The sequence below is a fragment of the Tamaricihabitans halophyticus genome, assembly GCF_004340875.1.
Lineage (GTDB): Bacteria > Actinomycetota > Actinomycetes > Mycobacteriales > Pseudonocardiaceae > Tamaricihabitans > Tamaricihabitans halophyticus.
This window is the reverse complement of sequence record NZ_SLXQ01000002.1, coordinates 127,614-144,389: the sequence shown is the minus strand read 5'-3', so window position 1 is coordinate 144,389 and position 16,776 is coordinate 127,614. Positions and strand designations below refer to the sequence as shown.

Below are 16,776 nucleotides of genomic sequence, written 5' to 3'. Positions count from 1 at the left end.
AATGATTGATAATGTGCGAAACGTGCTTCCACAGCGGCGTCACGCGGAGATCGTGCGTTGCCTGACCCGGGAAGGTCCCGTTTCGGTCACCGCACTGGCGGAACGGCTGGCGACCAGTCAGGCGACGATTCGACGCGACCTCATCGTGTTGGAACGCGACGGGGTACTCACCAGGGTGCGCGGCGGCGCGATGCTGGAGTCCGCGTCCGAAGTCCCGTTCGAACGGGTGGCCGCCGAAGAGCTGGCTGGTAAGGACACCATCGCTTCGGCAGCGGCAGCACTGGTCAATCCAGGAGATTCGCTGGTGCTGGACATCGGCACGACGGTGTACCGCTTGGCCAGCCAGCTGCACGGCTCCGAGGTCACGGTGCTCACCAGCAACCTCGCCGTCTATGACGAACTCGTCGACGATCCGGTGGTCGAGCTCGTGTTACTCGGTGGCGTCGTCCGCCGGAACTATCGCTCGATGGTCGGGTTTCTCACCGAGGCGGCATTGCGACAACTGCGCGCCGACCGACTGTTCCTGAGCACGTGTGGGGTTCGCGCCGATGGCTCGGTGCTGGACGACACCATGGTGGAGGTACCGCTGAAACGCGCCATGCTCGCCGCGGCCGACCAGGTCGTGCTGCTGGCGGATTCGGGAAAGTTTCCCGGCATCGGGCTGGCGAGGGTATGCGGCCCGGAAGAAATCGATGTGCTCATCACCAACGAGGACGCCTGCCCGCGCACGCTCGCGGCGATGCGGGAGGCTGGCGTGGAGGTCATTACCGTATGAAGCTGGTCGTACTCGGTGGCGGCGGTTTCCGTGTCCCGTTGATCCATGCGAGCCTGCTCGATGATCCAGATCGCCTCGTCGACGAACTCGTGCTGCACGATGTGGACGAGAGTCGGCTCCAGGCGATCGTCGCGGTACTCGACGGCCAGGCAGCTGGCCGGGCATGGCGACCGAAGCTGCGGGTGAGCACGGATCTGGATACCGCGCTCGGTGGCGCGGACATCGTGTTCTCCGCGATCCGCGTCGGCGGTCTCGCCGGGCGCACGCGGGATGAGCGGGTGGCACTTGAACATGGCCTGCTCGGGCAGGAAACCGTTGGTGTGGGCGGAATCTGCTATGGGCTGCGGACGATCCCGATCGCACTGGACATCGCTGAGCGCATCCGCCGGCTCGCACCGGACGCCTGGCTGATCAACTTCACCAATCCGGCCGGCATGGTGACCGAAGCGGTATCCGCCGTACTTGGTGATCGTGTCGTGGGCATCTGCGACTCCCCCGTTGGACTCTGCCGGCGCGTGGCCGCCGCGCTGGAGGTGCCCTACGAGCAGACCTGGTTCGACTATGTTGGGTTGAACCATCTTGGCTGGTTGCGTGGCGCGCTGGTACACGGCAAGGACCGGCTGCCCGATCTACTCACCGATGACGTGGCGCTGGCCAGTTTCGAAGAGGGTCGACTCTTTGGCGCCAGCTGGCTGCGCACTCTTGGCGCGATCCCCAACGAGTACCTGCACTACTACTATTTCGCGCGGGAATCCGTGGCACAGTTGGAAAATCAGCAAGACACCAGGGGCGAGTTCCTGCACCGGCAGCAGGCGGACTTCTACGCGCGGGCGACCGAGCAGCCAGCGGAGGCACTGGCGCAGTGGCAGCGTACCCGCGCCGAGCGAGAGCACACCTACCTTGCCGAGGCGCGGGAGATCGCCGGCGCCGGGGAGCGCACGGCGTGCGATGTGGACGGCGGTGGCTACGAACGCGTTGCCTATGACCTGATGAGCGCGATCGTGGCGAACCGGCCAAGCACGCTGATTCTCAATGTGCGCAACCGATCGGCTGTATCCACTCTGGACCCGAACGCGATCGTGGAACTGCCCTGCCTGGTGGATGGCAACGGGCCACGGCCGATCGCGACCGGTGGTCTCGACGGCGCCACCGCCGGACTGGTCCAGCAGGTCAAGGCGGTGGAGCGAACCACTATCGAAGCCGCGGTCAGCCGCAGCCGGCGCACCGCGCTGCGCGCGCTTGCCGAGCATCCACTCGTGGATTCGGTCGCGGCTGCCGAAAGCGCGCTGGACGGCTACCGCGCGGCCTTTCCGGAGCTGGCGGATCTACGCTGAGACCGCCTCACCCCTCGCCTACACCGCCCGCCGGCGGGCGGTGTAGGCGAGGAAAGCGAGCAGGGCGGCCAGCAGAACCAGGAGCCCGGTGCCGAGGTTGATGCCGAGCCCGTACACGAACACGAAGCACAGGCCGCCGGCGAACAGGCAGTAGTAGATCATCGGCAGCACGGATTTGCGCAACACGTCGCCCTCCTTGCCGAGCATGCCCACCGTGGCCGATGCCGCGACGACGTTGTGCACGGTGACCATATTGCCGGCCGCACCACCGACCGCCTGCGCACCGACCACGGGTTCCGGCGGCACGCCGAGCTGATCCGCCGTGGAGAACTGGAACAGCGAGAACATCAGGTTGCTCACCGTGTTGCTGCCGGCGGCGAAGGCGCCGAGCGCGCCGATCCACGGCGCCAGGATCGGCCAGGACTCCCCGGCGACCGTGGCCGCGCCCTCGGCAAGGGTCAACGGCATGCTGGCCATCCCGGAATCGTTGAATTCGGTGCCAGAGTTGATGAATACCCGCACCATCGGCACGGCGAACAGCAAGGCCCCCGCCGCCCCTGCGAGCTGCTTTCCCGCCGTGCGCCAGGACGCGACGATCTGCTGGCGATTCATCCGGTGCAGCAGGTAGGTCAGCAGGCTCACGATGATCAGCAGCGCACCCGGCAGGTACAGCGGCTGCATCGTCTCGGTAATGGTGGTACCGAAAATATCGGCCACGTCGAACACCAGGACCTCGGTAAGCAGCCGTTGCACCGGCTCGACCGCGCGGGTCAGCACGAGCAAGGCCACCAGCAACAGGTACGGAGTACCGGCCCACAACACGCTCATCCGCCGGCGCACCTGTTCCGGGGCTGGTTCGAGGGTGCCGAGCCAGCGCGGGTTCCAGTCTTGCCGAGGCGGGAACTCCCAGGTCCGCCTGGGCAGCAGCCAGCCTCGGCGTGCCACGCTCACCACCAGGACGAGCCCGACAAGGCCGCCAAACAGCGCGGGGAACTCGGGGCCGAGCAGGATCGCGACGAGCAGGTAGGGCACGGTCATCGCGAACGCCGAGAACAGCGCGAACTTCCAGATCCCGAGCCCTTCGCCGAAGGATCGTCGCTTGCCAAAGAAGCCGGTGAGTAGGCAGGCCAGCAGTATCGGAATCAGGGTGCCGATGATGGCGTGGGATATCGCGGCATCGACCCCGATGCGCGCCAGGTAATCGGGGAACTCGATGCCGAGCATCGACACCCGCCGCGTCACTTCCGGGTCACCGGCGAGCCCGTCGGATACGCCAACCAGGATCGGGGTGCCTACCGCGCCGAAGCTCACCGGGGTGCTCTGGATGACCAGGCCGACCAGTACGGCGGCCATGGCGGGGAAGCCGAGCGCGAGCAGCAGCGGCGCGACCACCGCGGCCGGGGTACCAAACCCCGAAGCGCCTTCGATGAAGCTGCCGAACAGCCAGCCGATGATCACCGCCTGCACCCTGCGGTCCGGGCTGATGTGCACGAAGGTGGCCTTGATCGTGGCCATCGCGCCGCCCTGGGTCAATGTGTCGAGCAGCAACAGCGCACCGAAGACGATCAGCAGCAAGGTCGCGGCGAGCAGCAACCCCTGGACCGCCGACGCGGCGACCGCCGCCAGCGACACATCCCATACATACACCGCGACGAGCACGACGGTGCCGAAACCGAGTGGCATGGCGTATTTGGCCGGCCAGCGCAGGCCGACGAGCAGGACTCCGATCACCAGGATCGGACAGAACGCGAAGAAGCTCAGCGCAGCCAGGTTGGTCACGACGGACAACTGTGACCCAGTTCATGGTCCGCGAACAATGGTTACGAACCACATAAAGCCGCGGTTGACATTCGTCATGCACGGTTGGTGACGCCAGCGCACTACCCGCGAACCAGCTCACCAGCGATCGTCAGTGGTTACCACACGGGAGGAATGGTCATGACGAAAGTGCTGGAAGTTGCGGGGGTCGAGCACCGGTTCGGGGACACGGTCGCGCTGGACGACCTTGCCCTGGACGTGGCTGCCGGCGAATGCGTAGCGCTACTTGGACCGAACGGGGCCGGCAAGACGACGCTGGTGAACCTTGCGGTCGGCATGCTGGTCCGGCAGCGGGGCACCGTGCTTGTTGGCGGCGCGGATCCGCGCTGGGCGAGTACCCGGCGCCAGCTTGGCGTCGTGCAGCAGACCCTCGGCTTTCCCAAGGTGCTGACCGTGCGCGAACTGATCACCGGTGCCGCGGTGCGCGGCGGCAAACCGCGTTCGAGCGCCGCGCCGATCATGGCCGAGTTGGACCTCACCAAGCTGGCTGACCGGCGTGCGCGCAAGCTCTCCGGTGGTCAGCAACAGCGGGTGCAGCTGGCCATGGCGCTGGTCGCCGAACCGCGCCTGCTGATCTTGGACGAGCCGACCGTCGGCCTGGATATGCCGGCTAGGCGCAAGTTCTGGGAGATCATCGCGAGGCGCCGGGCGGCCGGCGTCGGCGTACTGGTCACCACGCACTTGATCGAGGAGACGGCGGCGGTTGCCGATCGCGTGGTAGTGCTCAATCACGGGCGGGTTGTCACCAGCGGCAGCCCGACCGAGCTCGTCGCACGGTTTCCGGACCGGACGGTGCTCGCCAGGACCGCGGTGCCGGAACGCCGGCTCGCGGAGCTGCCCGGAGTCCTTTCGGTACGCCGTGAGGACGCTCTGGTGCGGCTGGCAACCAGGGAACCCGAGGAGCTGCTTCGGGTACTGCTCGCCGAGGACCCCGCGCTGAGCGGGCTGCGGGTGGAAGGGACTGGACTAGCCGAAGCGGTGCTCGCCTTCACCGGCGGGAGCGCACGGCCGAACGCGGAGGTGCGGGCATGAGTACGGCAGTGCTACAGCGGGTTTCGCTGGGACGGGTGCTCCGCGCGGAAATCGCCGATGAACTGCGCGGGATCGTACGCGAGCCCACCGCGTTGTTCTTTTCGATCCTGATGCCGGTCGGTTTCTTCGCGCTGTTCGTGTCGATCTTCGGTGATCTCACGGACGGCACGATGCCCGCGGGTACCCGGATGGTCGCGACGTTCGGCACGTTCGGGGTGCTCGCGGCGACCATGCTCAACCCGGGTATCGGGATCGCCCAGGACCGGGAAATCGGTTGGTTGCGGGCCAAACGCGTATCCGCTGTTCCGGTGCTGATCACGCTGCTCTGCAAAGTGGTGGCCGCGCTCTGCTACGCGATCGCGATGCTGGTGGCGATGGCCGTGACGGCAGGACTGACCGGCAGCCTGGAGGCGACGGCGGGACAGCTACTGCGGCTCGCGGTGGTCCTACTGCTCGGCGCGGCACCGTTCGCGCTGCTCGGGATCGCCATCGGGCTACAGGCGGGTAGCAACGCGACCGCCGCGATACTCAACGCGGTGCTGATGCCCAGCGCCGTGGTATCCGGGCTATGGATGCCGCTGGAGATCCTGCCGGACTTCTTCGGCCATATCGCCCAGTTCCTGCCCACGTATCACCTTTCCCAGCTGGCCATCGCCCAGCTGGACGGCGGGCCGGTGCTTGGACATGCGCTGGTGATGCTTGGCAGTACGGCCGCGCTGGCCGCGGCGGCGGCACTGTCCTATCGTCATGCTCGACCATGACATCACGCGAACCGGTAAGTTGCGCTGAAGGACGACCGACCACCTGGTGGCGGCGGGTGCAGTGGATACATCTGATCTATCTCGGCATGCCGGTCTTCCAGCCGGCGTTCGATCCGGCCGCCGGGCCGTGGGACTGGGTGCTCGTCGCGGCCATCATCGTGCTGTATCTGCCGCTGTACGTCATCGGCTGGGTGCGAACGGATCGTGCGCGCTGGTGGTCGACGGTGCCGACGGTGGTACTCGGGGTGCTCACGGTGCCGCTGAACGCGGGCGCCTCGGTGTTGTTCGTCTATGCGGCTGCCGTCGCTGGGATCTCCGAGCGGCGGCGGGACGCGCTGCGCTGGTTCGTCGGTCTGACGGTGCTGGTGATCGGATTCGCGTCGGTTTCCACCATCGCGACTCCTGCCCGGCTGTGGGCTTTCGTGCCGCCGCTGCTGTTCATCTGGATCATCGGGCTGACCCAGATCGAGAACGCCGAACGGGCGCGGGCCACCGTCGAGCTGCGGCTGCGCAATGCCCGGATCGAGCATCTGGCGACGGTCGCCGAGCGCGAACGGATCGCCCGTGAACTACACGATCTGCTCGGCCACTCGCTGACCGCGATGATCATGCACGCGCAGTTGGTGCGGCAGTTGGTCGGCAAGGACCCCGAACGGGCCAGGGAGACGGCTGGGCGGATCGAGCAAACCGCGCGGGAAGCGCTTGGTGAAGTGCGCGCGACGGTGACCGGCTGGCGGCAGAGCAGCCTGGACGCCGAGTTTGATTCGGCGCGGCAAACAATGGACAGTGCCGGGGTGGCCTTTGCCGTGCACCAGGACAGCGAGCTGCGTTTGGTGCCGTCCACCGAGCACGAGTTGGCGCTTGCCGTACGGGAAACGGTGACCAACGTCGTCAGGCATGCGGGGGCCGCGCACTGCCGGGTGGATCTCGGGGCGCGGGATGGCGAGTTGGTGCTCAGCGTCGCCGATGACGGTCGGGGCGGACAGTTGCGCGAGGGCAACGGGCTGACTGGGTTGCGTGAGCGGATCACCGCGCTCGGCGGGTTGGTGCACCTGTCCGGTGCGAGCGGGACGACGGTCACCATTATGGTGCCACTGGAGGTGGCGACGGGGTGAGCGAGATCAGCGTGGTGCTCGCCGAGGACCAGGGGATGGTGCTCAGCGCCTTCGCCGAACTGCTTGGCATGCAACCGGATATCACGGTGTTGGCCTCGGTTGCGGATGGGACGGCGGCACTGGCCGCGGTGGTCGAACACCGGCCGGACGTGCTGCTCAGTGATATCGAGATGCCCGGGATGAGCGGACTGGACGTGGCCGATGAGTTACTCCGGCTGGAAAGCCCGACCAGGGTGCTGATCGTGACGACCTTCGCGCGCGGCGGTTACCTGCGCCGCGCGCTCGAGGCTGGTGTCGCTGGTTATGTGCTCAAGGACGCGCCGATCGAGGAGTTGACCCGCGCGCTTCGCCGGGTGCACGCGGGGGAACGGGTGATCGCGCCGGAGTTGGCCGTTGCCGCCTGGGGCGCGCGGGATCCGCTCACCGACCGGGAGCGGGAACTGCTGCGCGAGGTCGCCGAAGGTGCGTCCAATGCGGACATCGCGCGCGAGCTACGGCTGGCGGAAGGAACGGTGCGCAACTACCTGTCGACGGCCTTGGCGAAGTTGGGGGCACGCAACCGAACCGAGGCCGCGCGGATAGCGCGCGAGCGCGGCTGGCTGTAACCGTCCGGCCGGTCATTGGCCGCAAAAGCGGTGGGAGTGCCGCACTTGCCGACTGACCGCATTCCTGCGGGGTCTTGCGATCACCGAGCGCGGCGAAGGTGGTGACGTCCCGTGTTCGCGTTCTTTAAGCTTAGCGTGCTTATCGCGGTTCACCTGACAGCGATCTTCAGAGATCGTCCGGCCACTGAGCGCAGCCTCGCTCGGCACGGTTTCTCCCAGGGTCAGGCCGGTCAGGGCCTCAGCTGTCTGGAATCCAGCTGCCGTGTAGGCCAAGCGGCACCCGTACCGGGAGTTGGATCCGAGCTACCGGCGTGCCGGAGAAGTCCTGCGCGGCAAGGATGAGCAGATCCGATGCACCGCGTTCCGGATCGTTGATGTAGGTCATCAGATAACCATCGTCTTCCGCGTGACCGTACGGATTGGCCGCGAAGGCGGCTTCACCGACCGCGACGCCGCGCGGGAACCGGTGCACCTCAACGGTTCCCTGCTCCAAGTCGTGTTTGACCAGTGCATTGGTGCTGGCTTCGGCCGGACTTTCGTCGCCAACGGGGAAGGGCAGTCCATAGAGCTCGGACGCCGCCGAGTAGCCGTACCGGTGTCGCCGCGCCACGAAGGATTCGTTCAGTCGCGGGAAGTCCTGTGGCCGCTCGTCGATCGGCGCGCTGGTGACCTTTCCGGCGGCGAGGTCGATCTCCCAGCGATCGAGTATCGGTGACACCGCACCCGGATCGACCGGATCAACGGGCTCATCCGAGCGGATCACGTCGACGATGATCCGGTTCCCTTCGTCATAGGCGTTGAGCGTATGGCTGATATGCGTGGGAGCAGTTTCGAACCACCGAACCGGGCCGCCCGAGCGACTCAGTACACCCACCCTGCCGGGATGCTCGGTTTTCCAGCCGAGCGTCGCCCCCGGGGTGATGCCCTGCGCGAGCAGCTCGGCACGGTAAACGAGCGGGGTATCGTAGACGATCACATGTGATTCGGTCAGCGCGAAATCGTGCATATACGGGGTGTCCGCCGCGGTGGGAATAGTCGTGACATGGCACAGCTCGCCGTTCACGTCGCTGACGATGTGCTGTGCGAAGGCCAAACCGGGAATGTAGGCGAGCGAATGCAGCTCTCCTGTCGCGTGGTCGAGTTTGGCGTGCGCGTTGGCCACGAACCCGTCCGGTGTCGCGCCGAGATCACTCGGGCCGACCGTGCCGAGCTCATGGTCCAGTTCGTAGGGACAGGCGCCTGCTTCAACCAGCGCGAACGTTTTGCCGGCATGTCCGATGACATGCACGTTCGGCGCGAAGTCCCGAGCGGGGTCGAGGGAGTTCGCCCGCCGTGGTTCACCAAGCGCGTCGAGCACGCTCGAGGAGCGCACCCAGCGGTTGCGGTACCACTCCGCCTTACCGTCTCTGATCCGAACGCCGTGCACCATGCCCTCCGCGGCAGCCCAGATATGCGTCGCCGGATCGTCTATCCCAAGTGGATTCGGTCCAATGCGGAGATAGCGACCGTCGAGTTCGGACGGGATACGGCCAACCACCGGCAGGTCGTAAGCCGTGGTTTCGTCGTGTACTGGCGCGAAGTGGCCGTGTAGGTAGGGGTTATCGGCAGTCATTGACAGGCTCTCCTTTGCCACCAACTGGTGTCGTACACCGTACAGATCTGACCTAGATATCCAGATGGCTAGGATAAACGCCCATATAGCTGATAATCTGGGCTAGAACAGCCTTTGGATGGTCGCGCGAGTGAAACGTCAGGATAGCCCAGTTGTCGCTGGCTACTCGTTGCAGCCAACCAGCGCCGGAAGCTGACCTGGGCTAGGTCACGACGAAAGGGAGTTCGTGCCCGACACCCAAGGCACCGACCCGCCGTATCTTCGAGTGACACAGGAGATCCGGGCTCGGATCGCGGCCGGCGAGCTGCGCCCCGGCGATAAGGCACCGTCCATCCGGCAAATCTCCCGGGAATGGGGAGTCGCCAAGGCGACCGCCCATAAGGTGCTCGAGGCGCTGCGCCAGGATGGTCTGGTAACGACTACACCGCGAGTTGGCGCGGTGGTCACCGAGGCTGCTGGAGACAAGCACGGTAACGGTGCCGAGCCTGATCCGGCTGGGATCGCCCAGGCGGCGATGCGGATAGCCGACCGGGATGGGCTGGCGAACGTGTCGATGCGCGGGGTGGCCCATGCGCTTGGGCTGCCGACGATGTCCTTGTACCGGTATGTACGAAGTAAGGACGAGCTGGTCGATCTGATGGCGGACCGGGCTTTCGGGGAGATCGAGTATCCGGCGTCGGCACCGCCGGACTGGCGCAGCTGGCTGACGACGGCCGCCCGCTTGCACTGGCGCCTGTGCCGCCGGCATCCGTGGCTTCCCTCGGTGGTTTCGCTTACCCATCCGAGCTTGCAGCCGAACCTGGCACGCTACGGGGTGTGGACGCTACGCGGATTGGCCAGGTTGACCGCCGATCGACAGACGGCCGCGAACGTGCATTTTCTGGTCGCCAATTACGTGCGTGGGACGGCCACGAATCTTGACGTCCAGGCCGAGATGAATCAGCGGACCGGGTTGACCGGCGGGGAATGGCTGGCGGCCCAGTTTCCGGATACCGGCGTCGAGGCCGATGAACTGGGCCGGCTGGTGGATTTTGACCCCGCATCGCCGGGATTCGTCATCGACCTCGATGAGCATTTCGAGTTCGGCCTGCAACGGCTGCTCGATGGGATCGCCGCACTCGCCGACTGACCGCATTCTCAAGGGATCTTGCGCCGAAGAAGCCCGCCCCGTAACCGCGTTCCTGACGATCAGCGTGCTAGATACCTGGACTCAAACCAGCAATCCGAAGGTTAACTGGACGATCTTCCTTGACCTTCTCTGAGCACCCTTGAGCTTCACGGTTCGTGATCGGGAACGCCCTGACTGTCCCCGAATGGCCCCGGATATCCCTTGATTTAGTTGCCATTTAATTGACTTGATCATCCAAAAAGGACAGATACCCTATGAACACTCTAAGCAACGTTCGAGATGCCTTGATCGATTTGCGCGCGCACATCCGAACCCTTGAAGCTAGAAGTCGCGAACCTCGACCCCAGCGCGGTGGCGAGAACCAGGTCCAGCGTGGTGAACGCCATCCGCAACCTTCAGGAAATCCGCGACAAGCTAGTCATCGATCTCGACCGAGAGCGTGCCCGACTCGCCGAGATCGCCACCGGGGCCGCCGCGACACACGCCTGGGAACCCCACTGCGACGGGGGCGCGCCGAGATGCCGCGACTGTGCAACCGCGGTGATCGGAGAGAACGAGGTGATCGCACTCGGGCTCGTCCCCGAATGCGGACCGGCAGACTGCCGGCACTGCATCCTCCTCAAGGCGAACAGGGACGCAGAGCCGGAATCCGCTTGCATCCACTGCAACCAGCGGTGGACCAAACGATCGTCATCATCTGTGTTGCGATCGCCGTTGCCGTCGTGGTCGCCCTCCGAGACGCCAATGACCAACTTGACCAGATCCTCCTTGAGGAACTGACCGACCGTAACGAAAGCGAAGATCAAATCGACCCATGAGACAACCGCGCCGACTAGACCGGCGCCCCGGACAACTAGGGGTACGCCATGAAGGCGATCCTGCCTCTCCTCGTACTGTTCTTCGCCGCAGCGTGCACAGGTGCTGAAGCGGAGGGGCCAAAGATTGAGAAGACTAATCTGGAACTGGGCGTCAGTACGGGAAGCGGCGGGATGCGCGTTGTTTACACCTGCGGCTCCGGCGAACCCTGCGTACACCAAGCCGACGAAGGCGGATATTGGGAGGAAACCGTGACCGTCCCGAAGGGGACCACGGTCCGCCTGCAAGTCACGGGCGGCGTGTTCTGGCATCGCTGCTGGATCAAGGACGGCGAACTGTTCCTAGATAAGGACACCGAAGGCCAGTGTTCCGCGAAAGCTGAGTGAGCGAGCGGCCCTGGGAGCCCATGCCCGGGGCCGCTCGATAGTCACGTCACTTCATCGCGGACAGGAATGCCGCGAAAGATGCACGGTTGAGGACGAGGTGCCCGGCGACTCGGTTCTTGGTGTCCCGCACGCCTACGTGATCATCTGCCACAGCAATCTCCACGCAGTTGCCTGCGTTGCTGCTGTAGCTGGCCTTTCGCCAGACCGCCGCGTCAAGGGTGGTCATCATTGGTAGCGCTCCGATGTTGGTCGGCTGTTCTCTCCAAGATGGTACTGCTCCGGTCGAGGTCGAGTGCCATGACCTGCACGCCAGCCCACAAACGCCGGTACGCCTCGATATCCTGCGGCTCCTCTGAGTACGACCCTCCCCGGGCGGAGTCCCGATAGACATACTCGGCGCCGTCCCGAAGCGAAATTAAGGTGAACGGCAACCCCATCGCCGCGTGACCCTTGACGTCGAGCGGGAGTACCTGCACGGATACTCGCGGACGCGCCGCAACCGAGATCAGGTGGTCCAGCTGCTCAGCCATCACGACCCGGCCGCCCACAGGCCGCAGAATCGCGGCCTCGTCGATCACAACCTGTAGCTCCGTATCGCTCGCGAGTATTCGCTCCTGTCGCTGCATTCTGACAGCCACGCGTTGAGCGATGGTTTCACCGTCGATCGCAGGCGATACCCGTCCGATAACCGCAGATGCATATCCCTCGGTTTGTAGCGCACCTGGGATCACATCGGCCTCGAACTCGCACACTCGCCGAGCATCTTCCTCCAGCTCGATGAAGTCTGCGAACTGATCAAGAACTTCGTCATCGTAAACATGCCACCAACCCTTGCGGCGAGCCTCGCGCGCGAGGCGAACCAAAGCATCGATCGTCGGTTGATCGGCACCGTAGACCTTGCACAAAACATGGGTGTCATCGCCGTTGATGCCCACCTTCATGGTTTCGATGGTGTGCACTTTCCCTTGCGACCAGCCGGCCCGCTCCGCGGCCTGCCGAGTGTCCAACTTTGCCGCTTCTCGCAGGCCGCGCAATGCGCCCGCGAGCCGTCGTCGCCGCAACGAAGGACGAGCCATGACTGCCCCAATCAGGTGATATTCATCAGATGAACTTTCTCATCTGATGATGTAGATGTTCTGATGTTCACATCCTAGAACGCGCAGCAACTGAACGCTCACAGGGAGGTGGGGTCGTGATCTGTTGGCAACGCTTGGCCCGATCGAAACGGAAACGTCGGCGCCGCATCGTCATGGATGAAGCCCACGGGTGGCCACCGGTCACTAGGGTGCAGCTGCCGATCGACCCGGAGCCGGTCACCTGTTGGGGGCGGCGATGATCGAGCAGGATCGGATACTGCTGGGCAGGGTCATGCGTTTCAACACCCAGCTCGGTCGAGCAACGATGCACCTGTTCGAGCATCATCAGGACAACGACGAGCTGCCGGCCGAACAGTTGCGGGACCTCGGTGAGCACATGCGTCAACTCGGCGTCGATTTGCTCGCCAGGGCTGGTGAACTGGATGGGCTGCCATTCGCGCGGGCGGTCGTCGACTCGCCGGAGACATGACTGATCCGGGGTGGCCGGGATGGTTCGGCCACCACACATTGCACCGCGTGTCGACCGGCAACGAACACCGCATTCACCACTCAGGCGGCCGACTCGGCCTCGCCGATTGCGGCGCGGTCTGCGTCCCGCCGATCCTGGCCAAACCCGCGCCTCGGACCCGGTGCGAGAAGTGCTTCACCACGTCTGTGGCACCGATTTGACCACTGCATCTTCTGGGAGGTTTTCGTGGACCAGATGTCGTTTCTATGGTTGGAGATCACTGGCCGCTGCTCGCATCGGTGCGTGCACTGCTACGCGGACAGCTCTCCGGGCGGCTCGCACGGGACGATGACCGTCAGCGACTGGCGGCGGGTCATCGATGATGCCGCTGCGCTGGGCGTGGAGATGGTTCAGTTCATTGGTGGCGAACCCACGATGCATCCCGGGCTAGCAGCACTGGTCGATCACGCATTAGGTAGAGGGTTGGCGGTGGAGGTGTTCTCCCACCTCGCGCACGTCACGACCGAGTTGTGGGAGGTGTTCTCCCGACCGGGCGTATCGCTGGCGACCAGCTACTACTCCGACGACGCGAGCGAGCATGAGGCAATCACGCAGCGCCGCGGTAGCTATGCCGACACCAAGGCCAACATAGCCGAAGCCCTTCGCAGGAGTATTCCGCTCCGGGCCGGGGTGATCGACCTGAGTGACGCGCAGCGCACCGAGCAGGCACAGAATGAGCTGGTCAACCTCGGGGTGCCCTCGATCGGCTACGACCGGCTACGGCAGGTCGGACGCGGCGTGCGCGCGGAGGAAGCCAGCGTGGAGCAGTTGTGCGGCCAGTGCGGCGACGGGGTGGCGGCGATCTCGCCGGACGGGGCGGTGTGGCCCTGTGTGTTCTCGCGCTGGTTGCCGATCGGCAGTGTCCTGGAGGCTGAACTCGCCACCATCCTGGCCAGCCCGTACGCGGATCGGGTGCGTGCCGAGTTGGCCGAGGCGTTCGCCGCGAGACCCCAGCCAGCAGTGTCTAAGTGCAGCCCCGACCCGTGCTACCCGGACTGCAACCCCGCCTGTCAGCCGACCTGCGCACCCAGATGCAGCCCGACCTGCAACCCGACCTCGTGCCGCCCGAACTCGTGCTGGCCAAAGTACCGCAGCTGATGAGAACGCGCGTAGCGTGAGCAGCATGTCCGCGCAGTTGGACTTCCACCCGGAGGACGGTCACCAGACGTGGCTGGTCGAGACGCTGGCCAAGGCCGCCGCCGAAGCTAACGCCACGATCACCGACGAGCCGGTGTTCGGGTGGCGGGAACGCACCATCAGCGCCCGCGTCACCACCACCGAGGGGCGCCGGTGGCTGCGGGTGGTCTCCGAGCACCAGCAGTACGCCGGCGGGGACTTCTGGACCGGCAACACCGACGCCACTGCCGCAGTGACGGGGGTGGTCAAGCCAGACGTGCTGCGCTGCTGGGAATTCGACGACGGCGAGTACCGACTGCGGGCCGAGCTGATGACACTGCTCCCCGGCCGGCACTGCTCGGCCACTCCCGAGCTGCGCGAACCGCTGCCGCTGCCAGAGTCCTGGTGGCCAGCGCTACACGCCTCACTAGAGGCCCTGGCACGGACCAGCACCGAGCGGGTGCACCTGACTCAGGCAGATCTCGCCCATCGCATCCGCGTGTTCTTCGGCGATCGGGTCGACGACCCCACCGTCACCTCGTGGGTCGCGGCACACACCGACCTACACTGGGCGAACCTGATGGCGCCCGAGGCCGCACTGGTGGACTGGGAAGGCTGGGGTCTGGCACCGGCCGGTTTCGACGCCGCCACCCTGTACCTGCACTCGCTGCTGGTGCCGGAGATGACCGGGGATGTCCTGCGCGAATTCGCCGACCTGCTTACCGCCCGCGACGGGCTGCTCGCGCAGCTGTATGTCACCGGACGGATGCTGCTGCGCATCAACTCCGGCGACTACCCCGACCTCACGATTCCGTTGCACCACAACGCTAACCGGGTCATCGACGCGCTCACTCGGTGAGTAGGTGCCGCAAGTACCGCTGGGGCTCGGCCAGGAAATCGCGCGTGATGCGCACCGGCAGAGCCTCGTCAAAACCCACGCGCTCGATCTCGCCGGTCTCGGCGATCTCATAAATCGTGGCACCAGGCAAGGCGAGCAGGATCGGCGAGTGCGTGGCCACCACGATCTGGCAACCCTGCCCAGCCAGCTCGGCCAGCCGGGACAGCACAGCCATACACCCGCGCGGCGACAACGCCGCCTCCGGCTCATCCAGCAGATACAAGCCTCGCGGGCCGAACCGGTGCGTCACGAGGTCCACAAACGACTCTCCATGCGAGCGCTCGTGCGGGGAAACGCCGCCGTAGGACGGCAAAAGTCGTGGACCGGGCTCACGGTCGAGGCGTTCGATCTCCGAAGCGACGTTGTAGTAAGACTCGGCACGCAAGAAGAACCCGGTGCGCGGCTTACGTGTGCCCCAGCTCAGCACCAGCGAATCGCCCAGCGAGGACTCAGTGGCGCGGGTAGCGAACCGGAAGTTCTGACTGCCGCCCTCGGGGTTGAACCCCGCCGCCACCGCGATGGCTTCGACCAGGGTGGACTTGCCCGTGCCATTCTCGCCAACCAGGAAGGTGACACCAGCCGGCAACTCCAACCCCGCATCGGTCACCGCAGCCAGCCACGCCACCGCCGGCAGGGTGAACGGATACCCACCAGTGCTAGCCACGGCAGGCAACCGCACTCGGCGTACGAACTGGGCCGGGGACATGTGTCGAGAATATCGAACAGCCAGCTTCGCCGAGACCTCACTTGCGCCACGGGCACGAGGATCAGTGAAACCCTCGCGCTAGACGGGAATGATTTCGACGCCGACGCGGCGACCATCCACGTGCGACACCACATCGTGCGGATCACTGGTAAAGGCTTGGCGCGCAAACCACTACGCAAAGGAAATGGCGCCGGATTACTCCTCAAGGTTCCCGAGTGGTCACTGCCCATGTGGCGTCGTCGTGTGCAGGCGGCCGGGACTGGCCCCCTGTTCCCGAGTTACAAGGACGACTGGCTGGACCCATCCAACGTGATGCACGCGATCAAGGAAGCCTACGGCGCCATCGGCTACGGATGGGTCACCTCGCACGTGTTCCGCAAGACCGTGGGGACCACGATCGACGCCGCCGGACTGCCGACTACGGCGATCGCGGACCAGCTGGGCAACACCCGTGCGGTGGCCGAACGCCACTACCGTCAGCCACGACTGGCCAACCATGAATCGGCCAACGCGTTGGAGTCGCTGAGGAGGGCCCAATGAATAAACTTTCCATTTACTTGCATTCTGACCCTCTGACGGTCCCAATCTTCGCCCTCCCAGGCCTATGACCTGGGATAATGCTCCTCCAGCTGGACTCGAACCAGCAACCCTTCGGTTAACAGCCGAATGCTCTGCCAATTGAGCTATGGAGGACCGCTGCATCGCTTCCTTGCGGTGCGTTCACACTGTAACGCATGGCCCATGACGCCCGACCGGGTGCCCCATCGGTTAACGTCGAGTGATCAGCGCCCCGCTTGGGGCAGGATGAACAGTGAACGGTAATCGGCGCACCACGACTCGGAAGGGCGGCACGCGATGAAGGGGTTCCTACTCGGCGCTGCCGTCGGCTACGTGCTCGGTAGCCGTGCCGGCCGCGCTCGCTACGACCAACTGGTCCGCACCTATCGCAAGGTCGCGGACCATCCGGCCGTGCAGGGCGTGGCGGGGATCGCACAAGCCAAGATCACCGAGAAGTTCGGCTTCGGCCACCGCAACGGCCACGCCCGGCACGGCGGACCGGCCGAGTGA

At 65.3% G+C, this 16,776-nt stretch carries 20 protein-coding genes and 1 tRNA gene; 14 read left to right on the top strand and 7 right to left on the bottom strand.

What is annotated here, in order from left to right; all coding sequences use genetic code 11:
• The first annotated feature begins 13 nt into the window (after positions 1-13).
• Together EV191_RS08290 and EV191_RS08285 are read left to right on the top strand one after the other, a co-directional pair.
• Positions 14-775, top strand: coding sequence for a DeoR/GlpR family DNA-binding transcription regulator (locus tag EV191_RS08290; protein WP_243658829.1), 762 nt, complete (start codon positions 14-16; stop codon positions 773-775).
• The gene (locus EV191_RS08285) at positions 772-2,109 is read left to right on the top strand and encodes a 6-phospho-beta-glucosidase (RefSeq protein WP_132876338.1); all 1,338 of its coding nucleotides are present in this window, start codon (positions 772-774) and stop codon (positions 2,107-2,109) included. Before EV191_RS08290 ends, EV191_RS08285 begins: the two co-directional genes overlap by 4 nt.
• Before the next feature lie 18 nt (positions 2,110-2,127).
• Here the strand turns inward: EV191_RS08285 and EV191_RS08280 are convergent, their stop codons facing one another.
• Entirely contained in the window at positions 2,128-3,888 is a 1,761-nt protein-coding gene (locus tag EV191_RS08280; protein WP_132876337.1) for an L-lactate permease, read from the bottom strand.
• 159 nt (positions 3,889-4,047) lie between these two features.
• Between EV191_RS08280 and EV191_RS08275 the strand changes: the two genes are divergently transcribed.
• From EV191_RS08275 to EV191_RS08260, 4 genes are read left to right on the top strand one after another with little or no spacing between them, the layout of a single operon-like run.
• Positions 4,048-4,959, top strand: a complete 912-nt coding sequence (locus tag EV191_RS08275; protein ID WP_132876336.1) for an ABC transporter ATP-binding protein — start codon at positions 4,048-4,050, stop codon at positions 4,957-4,959.
• Entirely contained in the window at positions 4,956-5,720 is a 765-nt protein-coding gene (locus EV191_RS08270; RefSeq protein ID WP_132876335.1) for an ABC transporter permease, read from the top strand. Before EV191_RS08275 ends, EV191_RS08270 begins: the two co-directional genes overlap by 4 nt.
• A 56-nt stretch (positions 5,721-5,776) precedes the next feature.
• Complete coding sequence (locus EV191_RS08265; protein WP_243658828.1) at positions 5,777-6,835, top strand: sensor histidine kinase; 1,059 nt, start codon at positions 5,777-5,779, stop codon at positions 6,833-6,835.
• On the top strand, positions 6,832-7,440 hold the full coding sequence (locus EV191_RS08260) for a response regulator transcription factor (protein ID WP_279388414.1): 609 nt from the start codon (positions 6,832-6,834) through the stop codon (positions 7,438-7,440). The genes EV191_RS08265 and EV191_RS08260 overlap by 4 nt, the downstream gene beginning before the upstream one ends.
• Before the next feature lie 238 nt (positions 7,441-7,678).
• Here EV191_RS08260 and EV191_RS08255 read toward each other — a convergent pair whose 3' ends face one another.
• Entirely contained in the window at positions 7,679-9,052 is a 1,374-nt protein-coding gene (locus tag EV191_RS08255) for a carotenoid oxygenase family protein (RefSeq protein WP_132876333.1), read from the bottom strand.
• Between the two features lie 226 nt (positions 9,053-9,278).
• Here EV191_RS08255 and EV191_RS08250 point away from each other — a divergent pair, with 226 nt between their 5' ends.
• Positions 9,279-10,181, top strand: a complete 903-nt coding sequence (locus tag EV191_RS08250) for a GntR family transcriptional regulator (protein WP_132876332.1) — start codon at positions 9,279-9,281, stop codon at positions 10,179-10,181.
• A gap of 263 nt (positions 10,182-10,444) precedes the next feature.
• Here EV191_RS08250 and EV191_RS30815 read toward each other — a convergent pair whose 3' ends face one another.
• A complete protein-coding gene (locus EV191_RS30815) occupies positions 10,445-10,567 on the bottom strand; it encodes a hypothetical protein (protein ID WP_279388413.1) in 123 nt (40 codons plus the stop codon).
• Between the two features lie 288 nt (positions 10,568-10,855).
• On the opposite strand from EV191_RS30815, the gene EV191_RS30045 reads away from it, so the two are divergent.
• Positions 10,856-10,999 (top strand): hypothetical protein, encoded by a 144-nt coding sequence (locus tag EV191_RS30045; protein ID WP_165912877.1) that lies wholly within the window; start codon positions 10,856-10,858, stop codon positions 10,997-10,999.
• A gap of 48 nt (positions 11,000-11,047) precedes the next feature.
• Positions 11,048-11,383: a hypothetical protein gene (locus EV191_RS08245; RefSeq protein WP_132876331.1), complete on the top strand. Its 336-nt coding sequence runs from the start codon at positions 11,048-11,050 to the stop codon at positions 11,381-11,383.
• Between the two features lie 46 nt (positions 11,384-11,429).
• Here the strand turns inward: EV191_RS08245 and EV191_RS08240 are convergent, their stop codons facing one another.
• Entirely contained in the window at positions 11,430-11,609 is a 180-nt protein-coding gene (locus EV191_RS08240; RefSeq protein ID WP_132876697.1) for a DUF397 domain-containing protein, read from the bottom strand.
• Positions 11,596-12,459 carry a helix-turn-helix domain-containing protein gene (locus EV191_RS08235; RefSeq protein WP_132876330.1) on the bottom strand — a complete coding sequence of 288 codons (864 nt, stop codon included), beginning with the start codon at positions 12,457-12,459 and terminating at the stop codon, positions 11,596-11,598. The genes EV191_RS08240 and EV191_RS08235 overlap by 14 nt, the downstream gene beginning before the upstream one ends.
• A 256-nt stretch (positions 12,460-12,715) precedes the next feature.
• On the opposite strand from EV191_RS08235, the gene EV191_RS08230 reads away from it, so the two are divergent.
• The 3 genes from EV191_RS08230 (at position 12,716) to EV191_RS08220 (ending at position 14,963) form a co-directional block, all read left to right on the top strand.
• Positions 12,716-12,949 carry a hypothetical protein gene (locus tag EV191_RS08230; protein WP_132876329.1) on the top strand — a complete coding sequence of 78 codons (234 nt, stop codon included), beginning with the start codon at positions 12,716-12,718 and terminating at the stop codon, positions 12,947-12,949.
• A 234-nt stretch (positions 12,950-13,183) separates the two neighbouring features.
• Positions 13,184-14,086 (top strand): radical SAM/SPASM domain-containing protein, encoded by a 903-nt coding sequence (locus tag EV191_RS08225; protein WP_243658865.1) that lies wholly within the window; start codon positions 13,184-13,186, stop codon positions 14,084-14,086.
• Positions 14,087-14,111: 25 nt separating this feature from the next.
• Complete coding sequence (locus EV191_RS08220) at positions 14,112-14,963, top strand: protein kinase family protein (RefSeq protein ID WP_207894457.1); 852 nt, start codon at positions 14,112-14,114, stop codon at positions 14,961-14,963.
• Here EV191_RS08220 and EV191_RS08215 read toward each other — a convergent pair.
• Positions 14,953-15,708 carry an AAA family ATPase gene (locus EV191_RS08215; RefSeq protein WP_132876328.1) on the bottom strand — a complete coding sequence of 252 codons (756 nt, stop codon included), beginning with the start codon at positions 15,706-15,708 and terminating at the stop codon, positions 14,953-14,955. The genes EV191_RS08220 and EV191_RS08215 overlap by 11 nt on opposite strands.
• Between EV191_RS08215 and EV191_RS08210 the strand changes: the two genes are divergently transcribed.
• On the top strand, positions 15,709-16,248 hold the full coding sequence (locus EV191_RS08210; RefSeq protein ID WP_165912876.1) for a tyrosine-type recombinase/integrase: 540 nt from the start codon (positions 15,709-15,711) through the stop codon (positions 16,246-16,248).
• 80 nt (positions 16,249-16,328) lie between these two features.
• On the opposite strand, the gene EV191_RS08205 is transcribed toward EV191_RS08210, so the two are convergent.
• A tRNA-Asn gene (locus EV191_RS08205) sits at positions 16,329-16,401 on the bottom strand.
• A 162-nt stretch (positions 16,402-16,563) separates the two neighbouring features.
• On the opposite strand from EV191_RS08205, the gene EV191_RS08200 reads away from it, so the two are divergent.
• Positions 16,564-16,776, top strand: a complete 213-nt coding sequence (locus EV191_RS08200; protein WP_132876327.1) for a hypothetical protein — start codon at positions 16,564-16,566, stop codon at positions 16,774-16,776.

Coding starts and splice junctions, on each gene's coding strand:
- EV191_RS08285 (WP_132876338.1), top strand. CDS start 772: ATGAAGCTGGTCGTACTCGGTGGCGGCGGTTTCCGTGTCCCGTTGATC.
- EV191_RS08275 (WP_132876336.1), top strand. CDS start 4,048: ATGACGAAAGTGCTGGAAGTTGCGGGGGTCGAGCACCGGTTCGGGGAC.
- EV191_RS08270 (WP_132876335.1), top strand. CDS start 4,956: ATGAGTACGGCAGTGCTACAGCGGGTTTCGCTGGGACGGGTGCTCCGC.
- EV191_RS08255 (WP_132876333.1), bottom strand. CDS start 9,052: ATGACTGCCGATAACCCCTACCTACACGGCCACTTCGCGCCAGTACAC.
- EV191_RS30815 (WP_279388413.1), bottom strand. CDS start 10,567: ATGGCGTTCACCACGCTGGACCTGGTTCTCGCCACCGCGCTGGGGTCG.
- EV191_RS08245 (WP_132876331.1), top strand. CDS start 11,048: ATGAAGGCGATCCTGCCTCTCCTCGTACTGTTCTTCGCCGCAGCGTGC.
- EV191_RS08240 (WP_132876697.1), bottom strand. CDS start 11,609: ATGACCACCCTTGACGCGGCGGTCTGGCGAAAGGCCAGCTACAGCAGC.
- EV191_RS08235 (WP_132876330.1), bottom strand. CDS start 12,459: ATGGCTCGTCCTTCGTTGCGGCGACGACGGCTCGCGGGCGCATTGCGC.
- EV191_RS08230 (WP_132876329.1), top strand. CDS start 12,716: ATGATCGAGCAGGATCGGATACTGCTGGGCAGGGTCATGCGTTTCAAC.
- EV191_RS08225 (WP_243658865.1), top strand. CDS start 13,184: ATGTCGTTTCTATGGTTGGAGATCACTGGCCGCTGCTCGCATCGGTGC.
- EV191_RS08220 (WP_207894457.1), top strand. CDS start 14,112: ATGTCCGCGCAGTTGGACTTCCACCCGGAGGACGGTCACCAGACGTGG.
- EV191_RS08215 (WP_132876328.1), bottom strand. CDS start 15,708: ATGTCCCCGGCCCAGTTCGTACGCCGAGTGCGGTTGCCTGCCGTGGCT.
- EV191_RS08200 (WP_132876327.1), top strand. CDS start 16,564: ATGAAGGGGTTCCTACTCGGCGCTGCCGTCGGCTACGTGCTCGGTAGC.